Here is a 19,341-nt window from a genome sequence, read left to right on the forward strand (position 1 = left end):
GCATGTCGCAGAACTGGATGAGACATTTCGAGCTACAGCTCGTGGACGAGAACGGGCAGGGTATTGAGCTCAGCGATTTTAAAGTGACCTTCACGATCGACTGGTTCAACATCAGCAGCGCGTCCCGGGTAGGGACCATCAAAATTTATAACCTGTCTGCTGATACCTCCAACCGGATCACCGGTAAAGAGTTTTCGAAAGTGCGGCTGATTGCCGGTTACGACGGAATCGCGCCGGAGGTGTCGGCAAGCGACGTCGGGACCGTGCGGGAAGTTGACGCGGCGGACGTGGGCCAGAGTGATGGCCGCAACTACGGTCTGATTTTTAGCGGCGAAATTCGCTACTCGGTCACAGGAAAAGACAGCCCCATTGATTCCTACGTCCTGATTCAGGCAGCCGATACAGATCTGGCCTTTGCCACCAGCATAACCTCGCAGACGCTGGCAGCCGGTTACACGGTCGCAGACGTGAACCGCGCGCTGATGAAAGACTTCGAGGCCAAAGGCGCGACCGAAGGACTGACGCCTGAAATGCCTGCTACAGTATTCCCCCGGGGCCGGGTGCTGTTCGGCATGACACGGCATCTTATGGATAACGTGGCCGGACAATGTGGCGCAACATGGCAGTTCGTGGACGGCCAGCGGCAGATGGTGGCGAATAACGAGTATGTTCACGACGCGATTGTGCTCAACAGCGCCACCGGACTTATTGGTATGCCGCAGCAGACCATCGGCAACGGCGTAAACGTCCGCGCGCTGATAAACCCGAATATCCGGGTTAACGGGCTCATTCAACTGGATCAGGCTTCCGTTTATCGCACCGCGCTGTCGAACAACGATATCGCGATGGCTGGTGGCCGCATCACCGACCAGAATACAGACGGCAATATCACGCTCAGCGGTACCACCGCGCAGCCTGCCAGCATCGCAACGGATGGCGTTTATATTGTGCGCGGGATTATGTACACTGGCGACACAAGGGGCCAGGCGTGGTACATGGATATGATGTGCGAAGCGCGTGGCGCGGCGGATCTTGTTTCCTCATCAGCGAGGGAAAGAGGGCTTTAATGAAACGGTTCTGTTTGGCGTTAGTTATGATGGTTACTGCTCCGGCGATGGCTGCAATTCAGTGCGGTAATTACACAATGACCGGTGACGGAATGACTGTTATTAACGGTGAAACGGTCACATCACAGAAGATAAAATTTCTGGGAAAAGATGGTGACTACTCAAACATGAAAATGGACATGGGCCTGATGCCTTCCCGAGATGGTAACAATTACGGCTTTGAGTTTGTGAAGCGTAACGGAAAAGCTTTCCTGAATGTCCAACTGCTGCAGAACAGCATGGACGCGCCGAGAATCATCGGATCTTTCCCGTGTAAAAAAGTAGCCGGCTAAACCTAAAGCCATTCATATAGACCCGCCGCCCGGCGGGTTTTTGCTTTCTGGAGCCTACAAAATGGCAGTATCTGACCAGACCCGCAGCGGCGACCTTGCCGAAACATTCAAATCTGAGCGGGAAACCACAAAGAACCAGATCCGCGTCGCTTTGCCTGGCATCGTTCAGTCGTTCGATCCCGGCGCGGTGACGGCGGTTGTGCAGCCTGCTATCCGTTCGGTTGAAACGGATAACGACGGGAACCGCATTACCAAAAATTACCCGCTGCTGGTGGATGTGCCGGTGATATTTCCGCGCGGCGGCGGCTGCACGTTAACTTTCCCGGTGAAAGCCGGCGATGAATGCCTGGTGATTTTTGCCGATCGCTGCATCGATTTCTGGTGGCAGAACGGCGGGGTACAGGAGCCTGTCGACGACCGGGTGCATGATTTATCGGATGCGTTCTGTATCGTCGGACCGCAGTCGCAGGCGCAGAAAATCAGCGGTATCAGCACTAGCGCGGTTGAGTTGCGTAGCGACGATGGCGGAACCAAACTGAGCATTAATCCTTCAAGTGGGGCGATAGCCGGTACCGCGCCGGGAGGTTTCAACCTCAACGGCCTGAAAATTCTACCTGACGGCCGCCTGCAGCTGGTGGATGGATCCATCGTTGATAAGCATACGCATGGCGGCGTTGAAAGCGGCGGCAGCGATACAAAACCTCTGGGAGGGTAATTATGCGATACCGACGTGAGGACGACGACGGCGATTACACTTTTGGCAGCGGCGATGATACCTGGCTGATTAACTCACCGGAGGCCGTCGCGCAGGCTGTGAAAACGCGATTCGAATTGTGGTATGGGCAGTGGTTTCTCGACACCACAGAGGGGACACCGTGGATTCAGTCCGTACTCGGTAAGCAGAAGCCGGAAACCTACAACCTGGCGATCCGTAAGCGCATCCTCGAAACGCGGGGCGTTAAATCCATTCTCTCTTTCAATACGACAGTGAACACGACGACGCGCCGCGTCCAGTTCTTCGCTGAGATCGACACTATCTACGGAACAACGACAGTAACCAGCGAGGCATAAATGGCCCTCAATTTGGACACACTCGGCTTATCGGCAACGGTAACCGCTGAGGGGATCAGCGCGCCTGATTACCAGACGATACTCGATACCCTGACGAGCTATTTTCAGCAGATTTATGGCAGTGACGCTTATCTGGAGCCGGACAGCAAAGACGGCCAGATGGTGGCTCTGGTGGCGCTGGCTATTCACGATGCCAATAACACGGCCATTACTGTTTACAACTGTTTCTCACCTGCTACGGGTTACGGCGCAGCGCTGACCAGTAACGTGAAAATTAACGGTATCGCGCGCAAAGGGGCGACGAACTCCACCGTGGATTTGCTGCTCACCGGCACCGCAGGGACAACTATCACGAACGGTACCGTGAAAGACACCAATAACGTGATCTGGCGTCTTCCTGCCTCGGTGGTTATTGGTGTCGACGGTACGGTGACGGTAACGGCCACCTGTTCCAACAGTGGGGCAGTTGCCGCGCTGGCTGGAACTATAACAACTATCAACACCCCGACCCGTGGCTGGACATCTGTGACCAATCCAGCGGCGGCCACCGTTGGCGCACCGACTGAAACCGACGCAGAGCTGCGCATCAGGCAGGGGCAGAGCGTAGCGCTACCCTCTATCACTCCGTTTGAAGGCGTCGATGGTGCGATCGCCAACGTTGCAGGCGTGACACGTCACAAGCTCTACGAAAACGATACAGGAGCGACTGATAGCAACGGCTTACCGGACCACTCTATTTCCGCCATCGTCGATGGCGGTGATCTGACTGAAATCGCCCAGGCCATCCGGGGTAATAAGGGGCAGGGAGTATCAACGTATGGGACAACAGCCGTCACGGTACCCGACAAATACGGGAATCCCCATGTGATTCGCTTCTCACGGTCAACGGATGTTCCGATTTACGGGCATATCACACTCAAAGCCTTTACGGGCTACACGTCGCAAATTGGCGTGCAGATTCAGCAGGCCGTCGCGGATTACATCAACGGGCTGACGATCGGTGATTCTGTTCTGCTGAGCCGCATTTACTCCCCGGCGAACCTCGGCGTGGTGAGTGGTGGCAGTGCACGCTATTACGACATTCAGGAGCTGCTGATTGGAAAATCTGCGGGAACTGTAGCGGCGGCGAATATCAATATTGCCTACAACGAATCAGCGTCATGTAAGCCCGAAAACATTGTTCTAACGGTGACGTCATGAGCAAGTACACAGACTTAATCACTAACTACCACGCCACCAGACCGAAATACTTTGATCACATCGACCTGAGCACCCGGCCGCTGATTGACATCACATCAGCCACTCGGGGGCTGGTTAGCGCGTTTGACATCGACACAGCTGTAGGCGTCCAGCTTGATACCCTCGGGCTCTGGATCGGACGTAGCCGCATAATCAGCCAGCCGATTACAGGTGTTTATTTCAGTTGGGACACCGACGGGCTTGGATATGACCAAGGTGTGTGGCAAGGGCCGTATGACCCTGATTCCGGTTATACCTCGCTGAGTGATGACACCTACCGAATCATTCTGAAAGCAAAAATCGCTATCAACAACTGGGACGGCCGCAACGATTCCCTGCCGCCCATTCTTGACGCTGCGACTGCAGGCTCTGGCCTGAAGATGCAGATCGTCGACAACCAGGACATGACGATTTCGGTCTGGGTTTTTCCCGAGACTGATATTTCTGATGTGTCTCTCGAACTGATCGCCGCTATCAAACAGGGCTACCTGACTGTAAAAGCTGCTGGCGTCTGGGCCGGTGATGTTGAAACGCCTTCGATAGAAACACCATCCGAGGGCTCTAAATTCTTTGGGTTTGATTTGGACAATGAATACATCGGCGGGTTCGATGTAGGAGCATGGGGGAAACTACTTTAATGGCAACAAATAACTTCAAACCTTTCGCTACAGGCGCGGGCGCAAACGTCATGTCGCAAGCAGACTGGGAAGCCTTAACCGCACTACTTACAGGATTTCAGTCCGGTAAAGCTGCGAGTGCGCAGGTGAATAAAGCCCTTCGCCAGGGAACGGTGATGGCAAGCGTTATCGGACAATTCATCGCAGACAGTACCGGCCAGGACGTTCTTGATAACGGAAACACATCCGTAGTTCTGACCAATTTTCTCAATGCCCTGAAAGCCAATACAAATGGTCGTCTGCTGAACGTTCGTACTTTCACTGCGAGTGGAACGTATACACCAACAGCGGGCACGAAGAAAATCAGGGTTCGCATCGTTGGTGGAGGCGGGGCTGGTGGTGGTGCTGCCGCCTCTACCTCATCCGGGACATTAGCCGCGGGTCATGGCGGCTCTGCGGGAACTTATGGTGAAACGGGCCTGATTGATGTCAGTTCTTTATCTTCAGTTGCGGTTACCGTTGGATCAGCTGGCACCAGTTCAGCTGGCGGGAACGGTACATCCGGTGGAGCATCATCATTCGGTACATTTATATCCGCGCCTGGTGGAGATGGGGGAAAATATGGCGCATCGGGAACAGCCACTTTCAGTCTGGTGCCTGATTTAAATCAAACAGGTGACTGTAGCGGCTCCAGCGTCCTGCTGAATGTTCCTGGAGAGGGTGGTTGGGGGCAAATGTCCTTTGCAACGGGTACGGCTGGTGGAACGACAACATCCTCATCCGCAAAAGGCGGTCGCGGAGGTAATTCTGTGCTCGGTGGAGGTGGACACGCTCTCGTAATCAATTCCGTGCCGGGTGCCGGAACAGGGTATGGTGCCGGGGGCGCAGGCGCGGCAACCACATACGTGAATGGCACCACGGCAGTGGCTGGTGGAGCGGGTTCTTCGGGTATTGTCATTATTGAGGAGTATGCATGATGTCTATTTATGCACTGATTAAGGACGGGCAGGTCGTAAATACTGTCGTGTGGGATGGCGAGGGAAATATTTTTGAAGGGTATGAGACTGTAAACATTGATGGGCTCGGCGTTGGTATCGGCTGGAGTTATGACGGCAAAGAGTTTAAAGCTCCGCCTGAGCCAGAACCTACGCATGAAGAGCTTGTTGAGCAGGCAGAAAACCAAAAGCAGTCATTAATCAATGATGCCAATAGCTATATCGATAGCAACCAGTGGCCTTCGAAATTGGCACTTGGACGCCTGTCTGATGAGGATAAGCAGTCATTTAATGAATGGCTGGACTATATGGATGCACTGGAGGCTGTTGATACATCAACTGCGCCAGATATTACATGGCCCGAAATTCCTGCCACTTAATATATTTATCAAAAAATGAAAGAGGGGCTCCCCCCCTCTTTTTATGGTTTTTCTATTTGGTTAGCATTTTTATCTGTAAGTGCGGGTGCGTTAAATTTAACCCCTCGACCAAGGGTCATGAATCTTTTCTCAATTAAATGGTATGTTATTAATGAAATATACAGTACGGAAATACTTAGAGATAGCATTATTGTAATTGGATTGTTTTTTAAGATACCTAGCGAGTTGAATAGCTTGAACGCACACATTATAACGAAAGCATGCATTACATATATGCTATAACTTGCGACACCCAACCGCCTGAATCCTCTTATGCTAAGCAATCCAAATAAATCTGCCCCTTTAGCTACGCTAAGTATGATTAAAAACAAAAGAACATTCGAGAAAGAGTCAACTCGGTAAATCCTGTCATCGCAAAATAACAAAGCAATCAGAGAGGAAATGAATATGAAATTAAAGTGTTTTTGTTGTAAATTAATTTTTTCCGCAACGTCTGACGCAAGCATTCCTATAGCAAAAAACAAAAAAAAGTTAAAAGGAATTTTTAATGTTATGTAAGGAGAAGCGTAAACGAGAACGAACACAAAGAACATGCTGAATTCAAAAGATCTTTTTACAATCAACGATAAGGCAGGAAGAGCTATGTAAAAACCCCACTCAAAAGCAAGAGTCCAAAATACACCAGCCGTGAACATAAATGTTTCTTTATATGATGTAAAATCAGGGCGGTGATTATTTATAAAGTCAAACCAGTGTAATGCATTCATGCTTGGCATTTCTCTAGAGAGAAAGCAAACAACTAAAATAATAAGTAATGAATTAAACCATACTAAAGGAACTATTCTAAAGAATCTCCCTTTATACAAAGAAATCCAATTTACACTGCCTCGCTTAATTTTACCCCAGAATAGATACCCTGTAATAGAGAAAAATAAAGCCACACCAACATGCGAAAGCATACTAATGCCAACAAATGGATGTGTGAATTTACCATCAGTAAAATAATAAAAGAAACCTATCTCATGACTGATGAATACAAAAGACGCAAGAAAAAATCTTAATGCATCCATTGGGGTGTTATGATTTGTATTGGAAATTTCTTTGTCATCCACAAAACCAAACTTAGGTAAGGAAAATATTAATCCGCACCCTATTAAGAAAGTAAACAAAATCGCATATTCAATAAAAACATTCATTTGTGAACAACCTTAAAAATAGTAACTGTCTTAAAAAATATAGTTAAAAACCAGAAACCTACTTTTTCTTCAAAAATCTATATTCAGTTTCTGCCCACATGATAATTGCTAAGACCTCGATGGTAGCAAGTGACATATCACCCCATGACTTTCCTGTCAAAAGGAATAATGTGCTTAAACTTCCAGCTAATCTAACGGCCCACTTTGACAAAGATGATATGGAAATTTTCATTTATCGCTCACCTCGATCCTAAGATAGAACCGCATAATCTATACGTCAGTTTTCAAAGGTACATAGGCTACCACCATCACGACATAAGATCGACGCCTCAGCATCATCTTGCTGAATCCTACGAGATATTACAGTCCAACTTGGCGGACTGATGGGAATTCAGAAACCAGCCACATGTCGGACTCTTCAAACATTTCCTCCAGCATGCGGTTCAGCTTTTCCCGATCGCTTTTGCTGGCGTCGCTATTTAAAGCGTTCGCCTGCATCGGCTTCACCTTCACTTCGGCATTAGGGAAGATCTGGTGCACTCGCTTCGTCAGCTCAGCCAGGATGATCTCTCTGGCCCCCGCCAGCCCATCAACATTACGCTTGTCATAGACGAGTTCAACGAACATCACTGCCTCCAATAATACTGGTTGAATATACAGTTAACATTTATCTGGTTATTTATACAGTGTCAAGTTGTGTCCGTCTTGCGTGAGGTTCTGCTATGCTCAGGCAGCGGCAAAATGTACAATCACGGGCATAAAATTTTCTTTGTACATGCGTTTGTACATAACGGAATTGAATAACATGACAATGAGCTCCTATCTCGCAGAGGTAGCCAAACGAAGAACCTTTGCCATTATCTCGCACCCGGATGCCGGTAAAACGACCATCACCGAGAAGGTGTTGCTGTTCGGACAGGCGATCCAGACTGCGGGTACCGTTAAAGGCCGTGGCTCCAGCCAGCATGCGAAATCAGACTGGATGGAGATGGAAAAGCAGCGTGGTATTTCGATTACCACCTCCGTGATGCAGTTCCCGTATCACGACTGCCTGGTGAACCTGCTGGACACCCCGGGCCACGAAGACTTCTCCGAAGATACCTACCGTACACTGACGGCAGTGGACTGCTGCCTGATGGTGATCGACGCCGCGAAAGGGGTAGAAGATCGTACCCGTAAGCTGATGGAAGTTACCCGTCTGCGCGATACGCCGATCCTCACCTTTATGAACAAACTCGACCGTGACATCCGTGACCCGATGGAGTTAATGGATGAAGTGGAAAACGAGCTGAAGATCGCCTGTGCGCCAATCACCTGGCCTATTGGCTGCGGTAAGCTGTTTAAAGGGGTGTATCACCTCTATAAAGACGAAACTTACCTGTATCAAACCGGTAAAGGGCACACCATTCAGGAAGTGCGCATTGTGAAAGGTCTGGACAACCCGGATTTGGACGCTGCGGTCGGTGAAGAGCTTGCCGCGCAGCTGCGCGATGAGCTGGAGCTGGTGAAAGGTGCCTCGCATGAGTTCGACAAAGAACTGTTCCTGAGCGGTGAAATTACCCCGGTGTTCTTTGGTACCGCGCTCGGTAACTTTGGCGTAGACCATATGCTCGACGGTCTGGTGGAGTGGGCGCCACAGCCGATGCCACGCAAAACCGACACCCGTGAAGTGGAAGCGAAAGAAGAGAAATTCACCGGCTTCGTCTTCAAGATTCAGGCTAACATGGACCCGAAACACCGTGACCGCGTCGCCTTTATGCGCGTAGTGTCCGGTAAGTATGAAAAGGGCATGAAGCTGCGCCAGGTGCGTATTGGTAAAGATGTGGTGATCTCCGACGCGCTGACCTTTATGGCGGGTGACCGCTCGCACGTTGAAGAAGCGTATCCGGGTGACATCATCGGTCTGCACAACCACGGTACGATCCAGATCGGCGATACGTTCACTCAGGGTGAAATGATGAAGTTCACGGGTATCCCGAACTTCGCCCCTGAGCTGTTCCGTCGTATTCGCCTGCGCGATCCACTGAAGCAGAAACAGCTGCTGAAAGGTCTGGTTCAGCTCTCTGAAGAGGGGGCGGTGCAGGTCTTCCGTCCTATCGCCAACAACGATCTGATCGTCGGTGCGGTCGGCGTACTGCAGTTCGACGTTGTCGTTGCGCGTCTGAAAAGCGAATACAACGTGGAAGCGATTTACGAATCGGTGAACGTGGCGACGGCGCGCTGGGTTGAGTGTTCTGACGTGAAGAAATTCGAAGAATTTAAGCGTAAGAACGAAGTACAACTGGCGCTGGATGGCGGCGATAACCTGACCTATATTGCCCCAACCATGGTGAACCTGAACCTGACGCAGGAGCGTTATCCTGACGTTCAGTTCCGCAAAACGCGCGAACACTAATTCCCTCTCAGAGCACGGCACTCGCCGTGCTCTTCTTGTGCCCAGAAAACCCCCAGCTAGGCTGGGGGTTCCGGAAAGCTTTCAGCTTTAAGCCAGTTATTAAAACCCCTTTTGATTTGTTAAAACACCTTGCGGTCTGGCAACTGCAAATGTTCAACAAGAAATCAAAAGGGGGTCCCAATGGGGGACGAAAAGAGCTTAGCGCACACCCGATGGAACTGTAAATATCACATAGTTTTTGCGCCGAAGTACCGCAGAAAGGCGCTCTACGGTGAAAAACGCAGGGCGGTAGGCAGCATATTGAGAAAACTGTGTGAATGGAAAGGCGTGAACATCCTGGAAGCAGAATGCTGTGTAGATCATATCCATATGCTTGTGGAAATCCCGCCCAAAATGAGCGTATCCGGCTTTATGGGATATCTGAAAGGGAAAAGCAGTCTGATGCTTTACGAGCAGTTTGGGGATTTGAAATTCAAATACAGGAACAGGGAGTTCTGGTGCAGAGGGTACTACGTCGATACGGTGGGTAAGAACACGGCGAAGATACAGGACTACATAAAGCACCAGCTTGAAGAGGATAAAATGGGAGAGCAGTTATCGATTCCATATCCGGGCAGCCCGTTTACGGGCCGTAAGTAACGAAGTCTGATGCAAATGTCAGATCGTATGCGCCTGTTAGGGCGCGGCTGGTAAGAGAGCCTTATAGGCGCATCAGAAAAACCTCCGGCTATGCCGGAGGATATTTATTTTATTTCCTGTCTTATTAGTCCCTTGCGGAATGTTCTTAATTCACTGCGTTTTCACGCCTTTTGCCTATTTTTTGCCCAAATCTGAAAGCGGCATTGTGAGAGTGATCTATATTTAACTCAGTGTTTAGCACCGGGCGTGGATAAATTAACTGTTCAATGCATGGCTTTAGGTTATCCATTTCGCCCGCGTGTTTATTCGCAATATATAAAACTACTAAGGAAGTATGTAGCCCGAATAACGGGTCAACACAGGAATACATCGATGAATATGACAAGACTGAAGATTTCTAAAACTCTGCTGGCTGTAACACTGGGTAGCGTTCTGGTTAGCGGTTCCGCTCTGGCGGAAAGCAGCACCATGGATAAAGCACAGTCCACGGCCGATAGCGCAGGGCAAAAAATCGATAGCTCTATGAATAAAGTCGGTAATTTCATGGACGACAGCTCTATCACAGCAAAAGTGAAAGCCGCACTGGTGGATGACGAAGCGATCAAGAGCACCGATATTTCCGTTAAAACCGACAAGAAAGTCGTGACCCTGAGTGGCTTTGTGGAAAGCCAGGCCCAGGCCGAACAGGCTGTCAAAGTGGCGAAGGGTGTTGAGGGTGTCACCTCCGTGAGCGATAAACTGCACGTTCGCGACAGCAAAGACGCTTCAGTGAAAGGTTATGCCGGGGATGCGGCAACCACCAGCGAAATCAAAGCTAAACTGTTAGCAGATGACATCGTACCGTCCCGTAAGGTGAAAGTTGAAACCACCGATGGCGTGGTTCAGCTTTCCGGTACGGTTGATTCCCAGGCGCAAAGTGAACGCGCCGAGTCAATTGCGAAAGCGATTGATGGTGTGAAAAGCGTTAAAAACGATCTGAAAACGAAGTAAATCTGGACCAGTCGCCCGCCAGGCTCAACCCTGCGGGCGAAATAAGAACGACTCTGGAAAAACGCCGGTGAGTGACCTGAGCGCTCACGTTTAGCGGCCGACATTAACTATGGTAAAGGAGAAGCTTATGTTTCGTTGGGGCATTATATTTCTGGTTATCGCGTTAATTGCCGCCGCATTGGGCTTTGGTGGACTGGCAGGTACAGCGGCATGGGCAGCTAAAATTGTCTTTGTTGTGGGTATTATTCTGTTCCTGGTCAGCCTGTTTACAGGGCGTCGACGTCCATAGCAAACGCAATATTCCATCAACAAAATAAAGCCAGTCACTGCGACTGGCTTTTTCTTATTTGCGTTACAGGTCGGGTGCGTTACTGTGGTGTTATAAAATAATCAAAACAGGAAAGCAGAGGTGGGGCAACGAATTCCCGTTACGCTCGGCAATATTGCGCCGCTGACGTTAAAACCGTTTCGCGCGGGTCAACTCGCACTGGTCTGTGAGGGCGGTGGGCAGCGCGGCATTTTCACCGCTGGCGTGCTGGATGAGTTTATGCGCGCACAGTTCAACCCGTTTGATCTCTACTTTGGCACGTCTGCCGGGGCGCAGAATCTCTCAGCCTATGTCTGCAACCAGCCTGGCTACGCGCGAAAAGTGATTATGCGCTATACCACGGCGAAAGAATTTTTTAACCCGGTGCGCTTTGTGCGCGGCGGCAACCTGATCGATCTCGACTGGCTGCTGGAGTCGACCTCCAGCCAGATGCCGCTGGCAATGGACACGGCGGCCCGTCTGTTTGATAGCGGAAAAGAGTTTTGGATGTGCGCCAGTCGGGGGGATGACTATTCCCCGGGCTATTTCTCTCCGCAGAAGGAGAACTGGCTGGACATCATTCGCGCCTCCAGCGCCATTCCCGGTTTTTATCGTACCGGCGCCCTGCTGGACGGCATCAGCTATCTGGACGGCGGGATCAGTGACGCGGTACCGGTGCAGGAAGCCGCCCGTCGCGGTGCGAAAACGATCGTGGTGATCCGTACCGTGCCGTCGCAAATGTACTATACACCGCAGTGGTTTAAGCGGATGGAGCGCTGGTTGGGTGACAGCAGCCTGCAACCGCTGGTGAACATCGCGAAGCAGCATGAAACCACCTACGGCGCGATGCAGCGTTTCATTGAAAAACCGCCGGGTAAGCTGCGAATTTTCGAAATCTATCCCCCTAAACCGTTGCTCAGCATGGCGCTGGGCAGCCGCGTCCCTGCGCTGCGCATGGACTACAAAACGGGGCGGCTGTGCGGACGCTACTTCCTGGCGACGGTCGGTAAGATGCTGGCGGAGCAACCGCCTCTGCATCGGCACAAACCCATCATTACGCCCCCTGCAATTGTCGCCAACGACGCCCTGACGATGCCGCTGGTGGACATTCCACAGGCGAATGACGCTTTATTAGATAACGAGGATCTGGCGTGACGCACCGCTTTGTTGATACCCACTGCCACTTTGATTTTCCGCCGTTTACGGGAAATGAGGCGCAAAGTATTGCGAAAGCCGCTGAGGCAGGCGTTCAGGCGATCGTTGTACCGTCGGTAGAAGCGGCTGATTTTTCGCGTGTGCTGACGCTCTCCACGCGTTACCCCGCTCTCTATGCTGCGCTCGGCCTGCATCCGATAGTGATTGAGCGCCACCTTGATGAGCATATTGAGGCACTTGATGAAGCCCTGCAGACCGCAGGAGACAAACTTGTCGCTATCGGCGAGATCGGGCTCGATCTCTATCGTGAGGATCCTCAGTTTGAACGCCAGCAGACGATCCTCGACGCGCAGCTTCGGCTGGCTAAGCGTCACGACCTGCCGGTGATCCTCCATTCAAGACGCACGCACGATAAGCTGGCGATGCACCTGAAACGCATCGATCTACCGCGTAGCGGCGTGGTGCACGGTTTTTCCGGCAGCCTGCAGCAGGCGCAGCGTTTTATCGAGCTGGGCTATAAAATTGGCGTGGGGGGCACCATTACCTATCCGCGTGCCAGTAAAACCCGCGATGTGATGGCTCAGTTGCCACTCTCTGCGCTGCTACTGGAAACGGATGCCCCGGATATGCCGCTGAGTGGTTTTCAGGGCCAGCCGAATCGTCCGGAGCAGGCGGCGCGCGTGTTTACCACCCTGTGTGAGCTGCGAATGGAGCCTGAAGAGGTGATTGCCGATGCGTTACTGGAAAATACGCGTGCGGTATTTGGCATCACGCTATAGGTAAAGTGCCGGACGAATCACCGTTATCTTCTGTTTTTCCAGTGCCTGCGCCAGCGGTTCAATGTCCTCCGGCGTGGCGCTGCGCCATGACGCCGCCTCACCGTAAACCCCATGCGCATGAAACGCGTTAATACGCACCGGAACATTCCCAAGCCCGCGGATAAACGTGGTCAGAGGCTTAAGATGTTCCAGATAATCGCACTGCTCAGGGATAACCAGCAAGCGCAGTTCCGTCAAACGGTGGCGATCGGCAAGCCAGCGAATGCTCTGTTTAATCAGCGGGTTTTCGCGCCCGGTCAGGAAACGGTGATGCGCGTTTCCCCATGCCTTGAGATCCAGCATCGCCCCATCCAGTACCGGCAGCAGTTTCTCCCAGCCGGTTTCGCTTAGCAGCCCGTTGCTATCCACCAGGCAGGTTAAATGCTGCAGTTCAGGATCGGTTTTGATTGCGCTAAAAAGGGCGATTAAAAACGGCAGCTGTATTGTGGCCTCGCCGCCGCTCACGGTAACGCCCTCAATAAAGGGGGCAGCTTTTCGGATCTGCGTGAGGATCTCCTCCACGCTCAGGCGGTGCGCCATGGGCGTGGACTGCTGCGGGCAAAGATGAAGGCAGGTATCACACTGCTGGCAATGACTCTCCTGCCACCATACGCGTCCGGCCTGAATGTTGAGTGCATCATGAGGGCAGTGGGGCACGCAGTCGCCGCAGTCGTTGCAGCGCCCGATGGTCCATGGGTTGTGGCAGGTTTTACAGCGCAGGTTGCAGCCCTGCAGGAACAGGGCCAGGCGACTGCCCGGCCCGTCCACGCAGGAAAAAGGAATGACCTGACTAACTAAAGCGCATCTGTTGTTCATGGCTTATCACGCGCGGCTGACGTTCCAGGATGCGGGTATTGCGTGCGGCTTCTTCGCCAAGCCAGGTCGTATTGGTGCGCGAACCGGCTTCGCGGAATTTTTCCAGGTCCGACAGGCGCACCATGTAGCCCGTCACGCGGACCAGATCGTTACCCGCAACGTTGGCGGTGAACTCCCGCATACCGGCCCTGAACGCGCCCAGACAAAGCTGCACTATCGCCTGTGGGTTGCGTTTTACCGTCTCATCGAGCGTTAAAATATCGCTGATACCGGAGTGATAGTGTCTGTGGTGTGGCGCAACGGCCAGCAGATGGCTGATGGGATCCGGTTCGTCACCATAAGGCAGACGCGCGCCTGGCGTGGTGCCTGAATCAGAGCTGATGCCCGACTGCGCATGGAGCATGGCGCGCTGTTTCCAGCCGTGCTTCACAGGTGTGTTTTCTACAAACGCCGCAAGCTGTTCGCTGATGCGATAGCCCAGCGCGTTAGCCTGCTCGTCTTTGCCATAGCGACCGTTGATTCCGTCCTTCTCACAGAGCGTGTTTACCGCTTCCGCCAGGCCGTACATGCCAAACATCGGCACAAAACGCCCGGCATCAATCAGCCCCTCTTTTACCAGGAAGCTATTCTCAAAGAAGCCTGATTGTTGATAGAGAAAATCACAGCGGGCATCAATGATGGCGATTTGCTGCTGACAGTAGTGCGGAAGCGTACGGTTGAAGAAGTCGTCAACGGAGGTGCTGTGCTCCGCAATGGCTTTGAGGTTAAGGCGCACCAGGGTGCTGCCACCGCCAGCCAGCGGCAGGGAGTTGTAACAGCTCACCACGCCAAAACGGCCTTTTGTGAAAATTTTATCATTCACGGGGCCGTTTGAAATATGCGGTTTACTGCATTCGCAAATGTTTTTTGCCACCTCAAGCAGCAAATCGTCCGGGGTGATTTCAGGATCGTAAATAAAGGTCAGGTTCGGCGCAACCTGCTTCAGTTCTGCATCTGCACGTAGAATGGCGCGGATGATGGGGCCGTCAGCGGGCCCGATGTTTGCGTGCATAAACGCATCAGGGAGCGTTCTGTCGAGATAGCGCCAGAAACGTTTTATTCGGCTATCGATTTCTTCTTGTGTTAGAATTCTAACATATGGATTCAGTATCGCATCAAGCTGCCCCAGATAGACCGGCATAGATGTCACTGAAGGAACATGATGGTAGAGAATGGTTAATAGCGAGAGGGCATCATCCAGATCCTTTGCCCCTTCCAGCTCCAGCCATTCAGAACCGTTAGCCAGGAATTTTTCATAATCCGGCAGGACGTAGCGCGGTTTGTAAGGCGCATGGCCTTCGAACATGTCGCAGATAAATCCCTCGTCCAGCGCGGCGCGGGCGGCTTCAGGAAGTGCCGGATAAGGCAGGTTGTTTTCCGCTTCCAGCGCCAGAAAATGACGTTTTTGTTCCGGGGTTAACACCGGACTTGTCACAATGTGCTGGCAACGTTGTTGCAGGGTATCTGGCATATTCGCTTCCTTGAGTGTTCTGCTGATGATGAACGAATTGTAGAAAGCCAGCCTGTTGGGGCTTTTGATCCCACAGGGGGTATCGCGGCTTTAGTCAGCAATGAGTGCGCTAAAGTTTGAAGAAGATCTCATTACAGTAATGCAAATTTGTACGCAGTTTTCATTAACTGTGATGAATGTCGAAGTGTGGATGCGGGTGGATGTTAAAATACTCACAGACCCGCAAGGTAAAATTGATACGGCACTGCCGTTGGAGAATGTTATGACCGATTTAACTGCAAGCAGCCTGCGCGCGTTGAAACTGATGGACCTGACTACCCTGAACGATGACGACACCAATGAGAAAGTCATCGCCCTGTGCCATCAGGCGAAAACGCCAGTGGGTAACACCGCAGCCATCTGTATCTACCCGCGCTTTATTCCGATTGCCCGCAAAACGCTGAAAGAGCAGGGTACGCCGGATGTGCGCATTGCAACCGTAACTAACTTCCCGCACGGCAACGACGATATCGAGATTGCGCTGGCAGAAACCCGCGCGGCCATTGCTTACGGTGCAGACGAAGTTGACGTGGTATTCCCGTACCGCGCGCTGATCGCCGGTAACGAGCAGGTTGGCTTCGACCTGGTGAAAGCCTGTAAAGACGCGTGCGCGGCGGCAAACGTGCTGCTGAAAGTGATCATCGAAACCGGCGAACTGAAAGAAGAAGCGCTTATTCGTAAAGCGTCTGAAATCTCCATCAAAGCCGGTGCGGATTTCATTAAAACCTCTACCGGTAAAGTACCGGTGAATGCGACCCCGGAAAGCGCGCGCATCATGATGGAAGTCATTCGCGATATGGGCGTGTCCAAAACCGTTGGTTTCAAACCCGCGGGCGGCGTGCGTACTGCCGAAGACGCGCAGCAGTTCCTGGCGATTGCCGACGAGCTGTTCGGCGCCGACTGGGCCGATTCCCGTCACTACCGCTTCGGTGCGTCCAGCCTGCTGGCAAGCCTGCTGAAAGCGCTGGGTCATGGCGACGGTAAGAGCGCAAGCAGCTACTGATTGCCAGACAATGCCGGATGACGCTTTGCTTATCCGGCCTACAGGGTCGTAGGGCGGGTAAGCGTAGCGCCACCCGCCACAATTCCCCCGATTCCGCATGGAGGTTACCGTGTTTCTCGCACAAGAAATTATTCGTAAAAAACGTGATGGTCATGCATTAAGCGACGAAGAGATCCGCTTCTTTATCAATGGCATTCGTGATAACACCGTCTCTGAAGGGCAGATTGCGGCTCTGGCGATGACCATTTTCTTCCACGATATGTCGATGCCCGAGCGCGTGTCGCTGACCATGGCGATGCGAGATTCAGGAACCGTTCTGGACTGGAAAAGCCTTAACCTTAACGGCCCGATTGTGGACAAACACTCCACCGGCGGTGTGGGTGACGTGACCTCCCTGATGCTGGGCCCTATGGTGGCCGCCTGTGGCGGTTACATCCCGATGATTTCCGGGCGCGGTCTGGGCCACACCGGCGGTACGCTCGACAAACTGGAAGCCATTCCGGGCTTCGATATCTTCCCGGATGACAACCGCTTCCGCGACATTATTAAAGACGTGGGTGTGGCAATTATCGGCCAGACCAGCTCTCTTGCCCCGGCAGACAAGCGTTTCTACGCGACCCGCGACATCACCGCCACCGTTGACTCCATTCCGTTGATCACCGCCTCTATTCTGGCGAAAAAGCTGGCAGAAGGGCTGGACGCGCTGGTGATGGACGTGAAGGTGGGCAGCGGTGCCTTTATGCCGACCTATGAGCTTTCTGCCCAGCTCGCCGAAGCGATCGTTGGCGTCTCCAACGGCGCAGGCGTGCGCACCACCGCGCTGCTCACTGACATGAACCAGGTACTGGCCTCCAGCGCCGGTAACGCGGTCGAAGTGCGTGAAGCCGTCCAGTTCCTGACGGGGGAATACCGCAACCCGCGCCTGTTCGACGTGACCATGGCGCTGTGTGTAGAGATGCTGATCTCCGGCAAGCTGGCGAAAGACGAGGCGGAAGCCCGCGCGAAACTGCAGGCCGTGCTGGACAACGGCAAAGCGGCAGAGATCTTTGGCCGTATGGTCGCCGCACAAAAAGGCCCGACCGACTTCGTTGAGAATTACGCCAAATACCTGCCAACCGCGACGCTCAGCAAAGCCGTATATGCCGACAGCGAGGGCTTTGTCTCAGCAATGGACACCCGTGCGCTGGGTATGGCGGTGGTCTCGATGGGCGGCGGTCGTCGTCAGGCGTCAGACACCATTGATTACAGCGTCGGCTTTACCGATATGGCCCGTCTGGGCGACAGCGTTGATGGCCAACGTCCGCTGGCGGTGATCCACGCCAAAGACGAAGCCAGCTGGCAGGACGCGGCGAAGGCGGTGAAAGCGGCCATTACGCTTGCTGATAAAGCGCCAGAAAGCTCACCTTCGGTCTATCGCCGTATCACCGAATAGCGGTATACTGATCTGATCGAATTTTTATGAAGCACTACGTACGGAGAACAATTATGAAACGTGCATTTATTATGGTGCTGGACTCATTCGGCATCGGCGCAACCGAAGATGCAGAACGTTTTGGTGACGTGGGTTCCGATACCATGGGTCACATCGCGGAAGCCTGTGCGAAAGGCGAAGCGGACAACGGTCGTAAAGGCCCTCTGACCCTGCCAAACCTGACCCGCCTCGGTCTGGTGAAAGCGCATGAAGGTTCTACCGGTAAAATCGCAGCCGGTATGGACGGCAACGCGGAAGTGGTGGGCGCCTACGCCTGGGCTCACGAGCTCTCTTCCGGTAAAGATACCCCGTCTGGCCACTGGGAAATCGCCGGTGTGCCGGTCCTGTTCGACTGGGGTTATTTCTCCGATCACGAGAACAGCTTCCCGCAGGAGCTGCTCGATAAGCTGGTGAAGCGTGCCAACCTGCCGGGCTACCTCGGTAACTGCCACTCTTCCGGCACCGTGATTCTGGACCAGCTTGGCGAAGAGCACATGAAAACCGGCAAGCCGATTTTCTACACCTCTGCTGACTCCGTTTTCCAGATTGCCTGCCACGAAGAGACGTTTGGCCTGGATAAACTCTACGAGCTGTGTGAAATCGCCCGCGAAGAGCTGACCGAAGGCGGCTACAACATTGGTCGCGTTATCGCCCGTCCGTTTATCGGCGATAAAGCAGGTAACTTCCAGCGTACCGGTAACCGTCACGACCTGGCCGTTGAGCCACCGGCCCCTACCGTGCTGCAGAAACTGGTCGACGAGAAAGACGGTCACGTGGTGTCCGTGGGTAAAATCGCAGACATCTACGCTAACTGCGGCATCACCAAAAAAGTGAAAGCCACCGGTCTGGATGCGCTGTTCGATGCCACCATCAAAGAGATGAAAGAAGCGGGCGATAAGACCATTGTCTTCACCAACTTCGTGGACTTCGACTCTTCCTGGGGGCACCGTCGTGACGTCGCGGGCTATGCTGCCGGTCTGGAACTGTTCGACCGCCGTCTGCCAGAGCTGATGGAGCTGGTGGGTGAAGATGACATTCTGATCCTGACTGCCGACCACGGCTGTGACCCAACCTGGACCGGTACCGACCACACCCGTGAGCACATTCCGGTGCTGGTGTACGGACCGAAAGTCAAACCAGGTTCACTGGGACACCGTGAAACCTTCGCAGACATCGGCCAGACCCTCGCGAAGTACTTTGGTACGTCAGACATGGAATATGGCAAGGCTATGTTCTGAGGTCATTGCCCGGTGGCGCTTCGCTTACCGGGCCTACGGCTTTGTAGGCCGGGTAAGGCGTAG

The 19,341-nt window shown here is 52.8% G+C and carries 21 protein-coding genes; 17 read left to right on the top strand and 4 right to left on the bottom strand.

What is annotated here, in order from left to right; genetic code table 11:
• The first annotated feature begins 2 nt into the window (after positions 1-2).
• The 8 genes from L383_RS02325 to L383_RS02290 all read left to right on the top strand — a co-directional run bounded on the left by L383_RS02325 (position 3) and on the right by L383_RS02290 (position 5,701).
• Positions 3-1,067, top strand: coding sequence for a hypothetical protein (locus tag L383_RS02325; RefSeq protein WP_023332020.1), 1,065 nt, complete (start codon positions 3-5; stop codon positions 1,065-1,067).
• On the top strand, positions 1,067-1,399 hold the full coding sequence (locus tag L383_RS02320; RefSeq protein ID WP_023332021.1) for a hypothetical protein: 333 nt from the start codon (positions 1,067-1,069) through the stop codon (positions 1,397-1,399). Before L383_RS02325 ends, L383_RS02320 begins: the two co-directional genes overlap by 1 nt.
• A gap of 61 nt (positions 1,400-1,460) precedes the next feature.
• Positions 1,461-2,114: a Gp138 family membrane-puncturing spike protein gene (locus L383_RS02315; RefSeq protein ID WP_023332022.1), complete on the top strand. Its 654-nt coding sequence runs from the start codon at positions 1,461-1,463 to the stop codon at positions 2,112-2,114.
• 2 nt (positions 2,115-2,116) lie between these two features.
• On the top strand, positions 2,117-2,470 hold the full coding sequence (locus L383_RS02310) for a contractile injection system sheath initiator (RefSeq protein WP_023332023.1): 354 nt from the start codon (positions 2,117-2,119) through the stop codon (positions 2,468-2,470).
• Positions 2,471-3,670, top strand: a complete 1,200-nt coding sequence (locus L383_RS02305) for a baseplate J/gp47 family protein (RefSeq protein ID WP_023332024.1) — start codon at positions 2,471-2,473, stop codon at positions 3,668-3,670. It begins immediately after the preceding gene.
• A complete protein-coding gene (locus tag L383_RS02300) occupies positions 3,667-4,347 on the top strand; it encodes a baseplate wedge 1 family protein (protein ID WP_023332025.1) in 681 nt (226 codons plus the stop codon). Before L383_RS02305 ends, L383_RS02300 begins: the two co-directional genes overlap by 4 nt.
• Positions 4,329-5,303, top strand: a complete 975-nt coding sequence (locus tag L383_RS02295; protein ID WP_255344236.1) for a glycine-rich domain-containing protein — start codon at positions 4,329-4,331, stop codon at positions 5,301-5,303. The genes L383_RS02300 and L383_RS02295 overlap by 19 nt, the downstream gene beginning before the upstream one ends.
• On the top strand, positions 5,300-5,701 hold the full coding sequence (locus L383_RS02290) for a tail fiber assembly protein (protein ID WP_032629708.1): 402 nt from the start codon (positions 5,300-5,302) through the stop codon (positions 5,699-5,701). The genes L383_RS02295 and L383_RS02290 overlap by 4 nt, the downstream gene beginning before the upstream one ends.
• Before the next feature lie 41 nt (positions 5,702-5,742).
• Here the strand turns inward: L383_RS02290 and L383_RS02285 are convergent, their stop codons facing one another.
• Both L383_RS02285 and L383_RS02280 read right to left on the bottom strand, forming a co-directional pair.
• A complete protein-coding gene (locus L383_RS02285) occupies positions 5,743-6,897 on the bottom strand; it encodes an acyltransferase family protein (protein ID WP_023332028.1) in 1,155 nt (384 codons plus the stop codon).
• 360 nt (positions 6,898-7,257) lie between these two features.
• Positions 7,258-7,524, bottom strand: a complete 267-nt coding sequence (locus L383_RS02280; RefSeq protein WP_023332029.1) for a DinI family protein — start codon at positions 7,522-7,524, stop codon at positions 7,258-7,260.
• Positions 7,525-7,702: 178 nt separating this feature from the next.
• Between L383_RS02280 and prfC the strand changes: the two genes are divergently transcribed.
• The 6 genes from prfC to L383_RS02250 all read left to right on the top strand — a co-directional run bounded on the left by prfC (position 7,703) and on the right by L383_RS02250 (position 13,162).
• Positions 7,703-9,292 carry a peptide chain release factor 3 gene (prfC, locus tag L383_RS02275; RefSeq protein WP_023332030.1) on the top strand — a complete coding sequence of 530 codons (1,590 nt, stop codon included), beginning with the start codon at positions 7,703-7,705 and terminating at the stop codon, positions 9,290-9,292.
• A gap of 180 nt (positions 9,293-9,472) precedes the next feature.
• Positions 9,473-9,931, top strand: coding sequence for an IS200/IS605 family transposase (gene tnpA, locus L383_RS02270; protein ID WP_023331149.1), 459 nt, complete (start codon positions 9,473-9,475; stop codon positions 9,929-9,931).
• Positions 9,932-10,303: 372 nt separating this feature from the next.
• The gene (gene osmY, locus L383_RS02265; RefSeq protein WP_023332031.1) at positions 10,304-10,921 is read left to right on the top strand and encodes a molecular chaperone OsmY; all 618 of its coding nucleotides are present in this window, start codon (positions 10,304-10,306) and stop codon (positions 10,919-10,921) included.
• A 127-nt stretch (positions 10,922-11,048) separates the two neighbouring features.
• A complete protein-coding gene (locus L383_RS02260) occupies positions 11,049-11,210 on the top strand; it encodes a DUF1328 domain-containing protein (protein WP_003856556.1) in 162 nt (53 codons plus the stop codon).
• 120 nt (positions 11,211-11,330) lie between these two features.
• The gene (locus L383_RS02255) at positions 11,331-12,383 is read left to right on the top strand and encodes a patatin-like phospholipase family protein (RefSeq protein ID WP_014882451.1); all 1,053 of its coding nucleotides are present in this window, start codon (positions 11,331-11,333) and stop codon (positions 12,381-12,383) included.
• On the top strand, positions 12,380-13,162 hold the full coding sequence (locus L383_RS02250) for a TatD family hydrolase (protein ID WP_023332032.1): 783 nt from the start codon (positions 12,380-12,382) through the stop codon (positions 13,160-13,162). The genes L383_RS02255 and L383_RS02250 overlap by 4 nt, the downstream gene beginning before the upstream one ends.
• Here L383_RS02250 and L383_RS02245 read toward each other — a convergent pair.
• Complete coding sequence (locus L383_RS02245) at positions 13,157-14,017, bottom strand: YjjW family glycine radical enzyme activase (protein ID WP_023332033.1); 861 nt, start codon at positions 14,015-14,017, stop codon at positions 13,157-13,159. The two genes, L383_RS02250 and L383_RS02245, sit on opposite strands and share 6 nt — an antisense overlap.
• Positions 13,992-15,527, bottom strand: coding sequence for a YjjI family glycine radical enzyme (locus tag L383_RS02240; protein WP_023332034.1), 1,536 nt, complete (start codon positions 15,525-15,527; stop codon positions 13,992-13,994). The genes L383_RS02245 and L383_RS02240 overlap by 26 nt, the downstream gene beginning before the upstream one ends.
• A gap of 262 nt (positions 15,528-15,789) precedes the next feature.
• Here L383_RS02240 and deoC point away from each other — a divergent pair, with 262 nt between their 5' ends.
• The 3 genes from deoC (at position 15,790) to deoB (ending at position 19,278) form a co-directional block, all read left to right on the top strand.
• On the top strand, positions 15,790-16,569 hold the full coding sequence (deoC, locus tag L383_RS02235) for a deoxyribose-phosphate aldolase (RefSeq protein WP_023310320.1): 780 nt from the start codon (positions 15,790-15,792) through the stop codon (positions 16,567-16,569).
• Between the two features lie 109 nt (positions 16,570-16,678).
• Entirely contained in the window at positions 16,679-18,001 is a 1,323-nt protein-coding gene (gene deoA / locus L383_RS02230; RefSeq protein WP_023332036.1) for a thymidine phosphorylase, read from the top strand.
• 53 nt (positions 18,002-18,054) lie between these two features.
• Positions 18,055-19,278 carry a phosphopentomutase gene (gene deoB, locus L383_RS02225; protein ID WP_014882457.1) on the top strand — a complete coding sequence of 408 codons (1,224 nt, stop codon included), beginning with the start codon at positions 18,055-18,057 and terminating at the stop codon, positions 19,276-19,278.
• Positions 19,279-19,341 lie beyond the last annotated feature (63 nt).

The organism is Enterobacter sp. MGH 37 (assembly GCF_000534515.1).
Lineage (GTDB): Bacteria > Pseudomonadota > Gammaproteobacteria > Enterobacterales > Enterobacteriaceae > Enterobacter > Enterobacter kobei.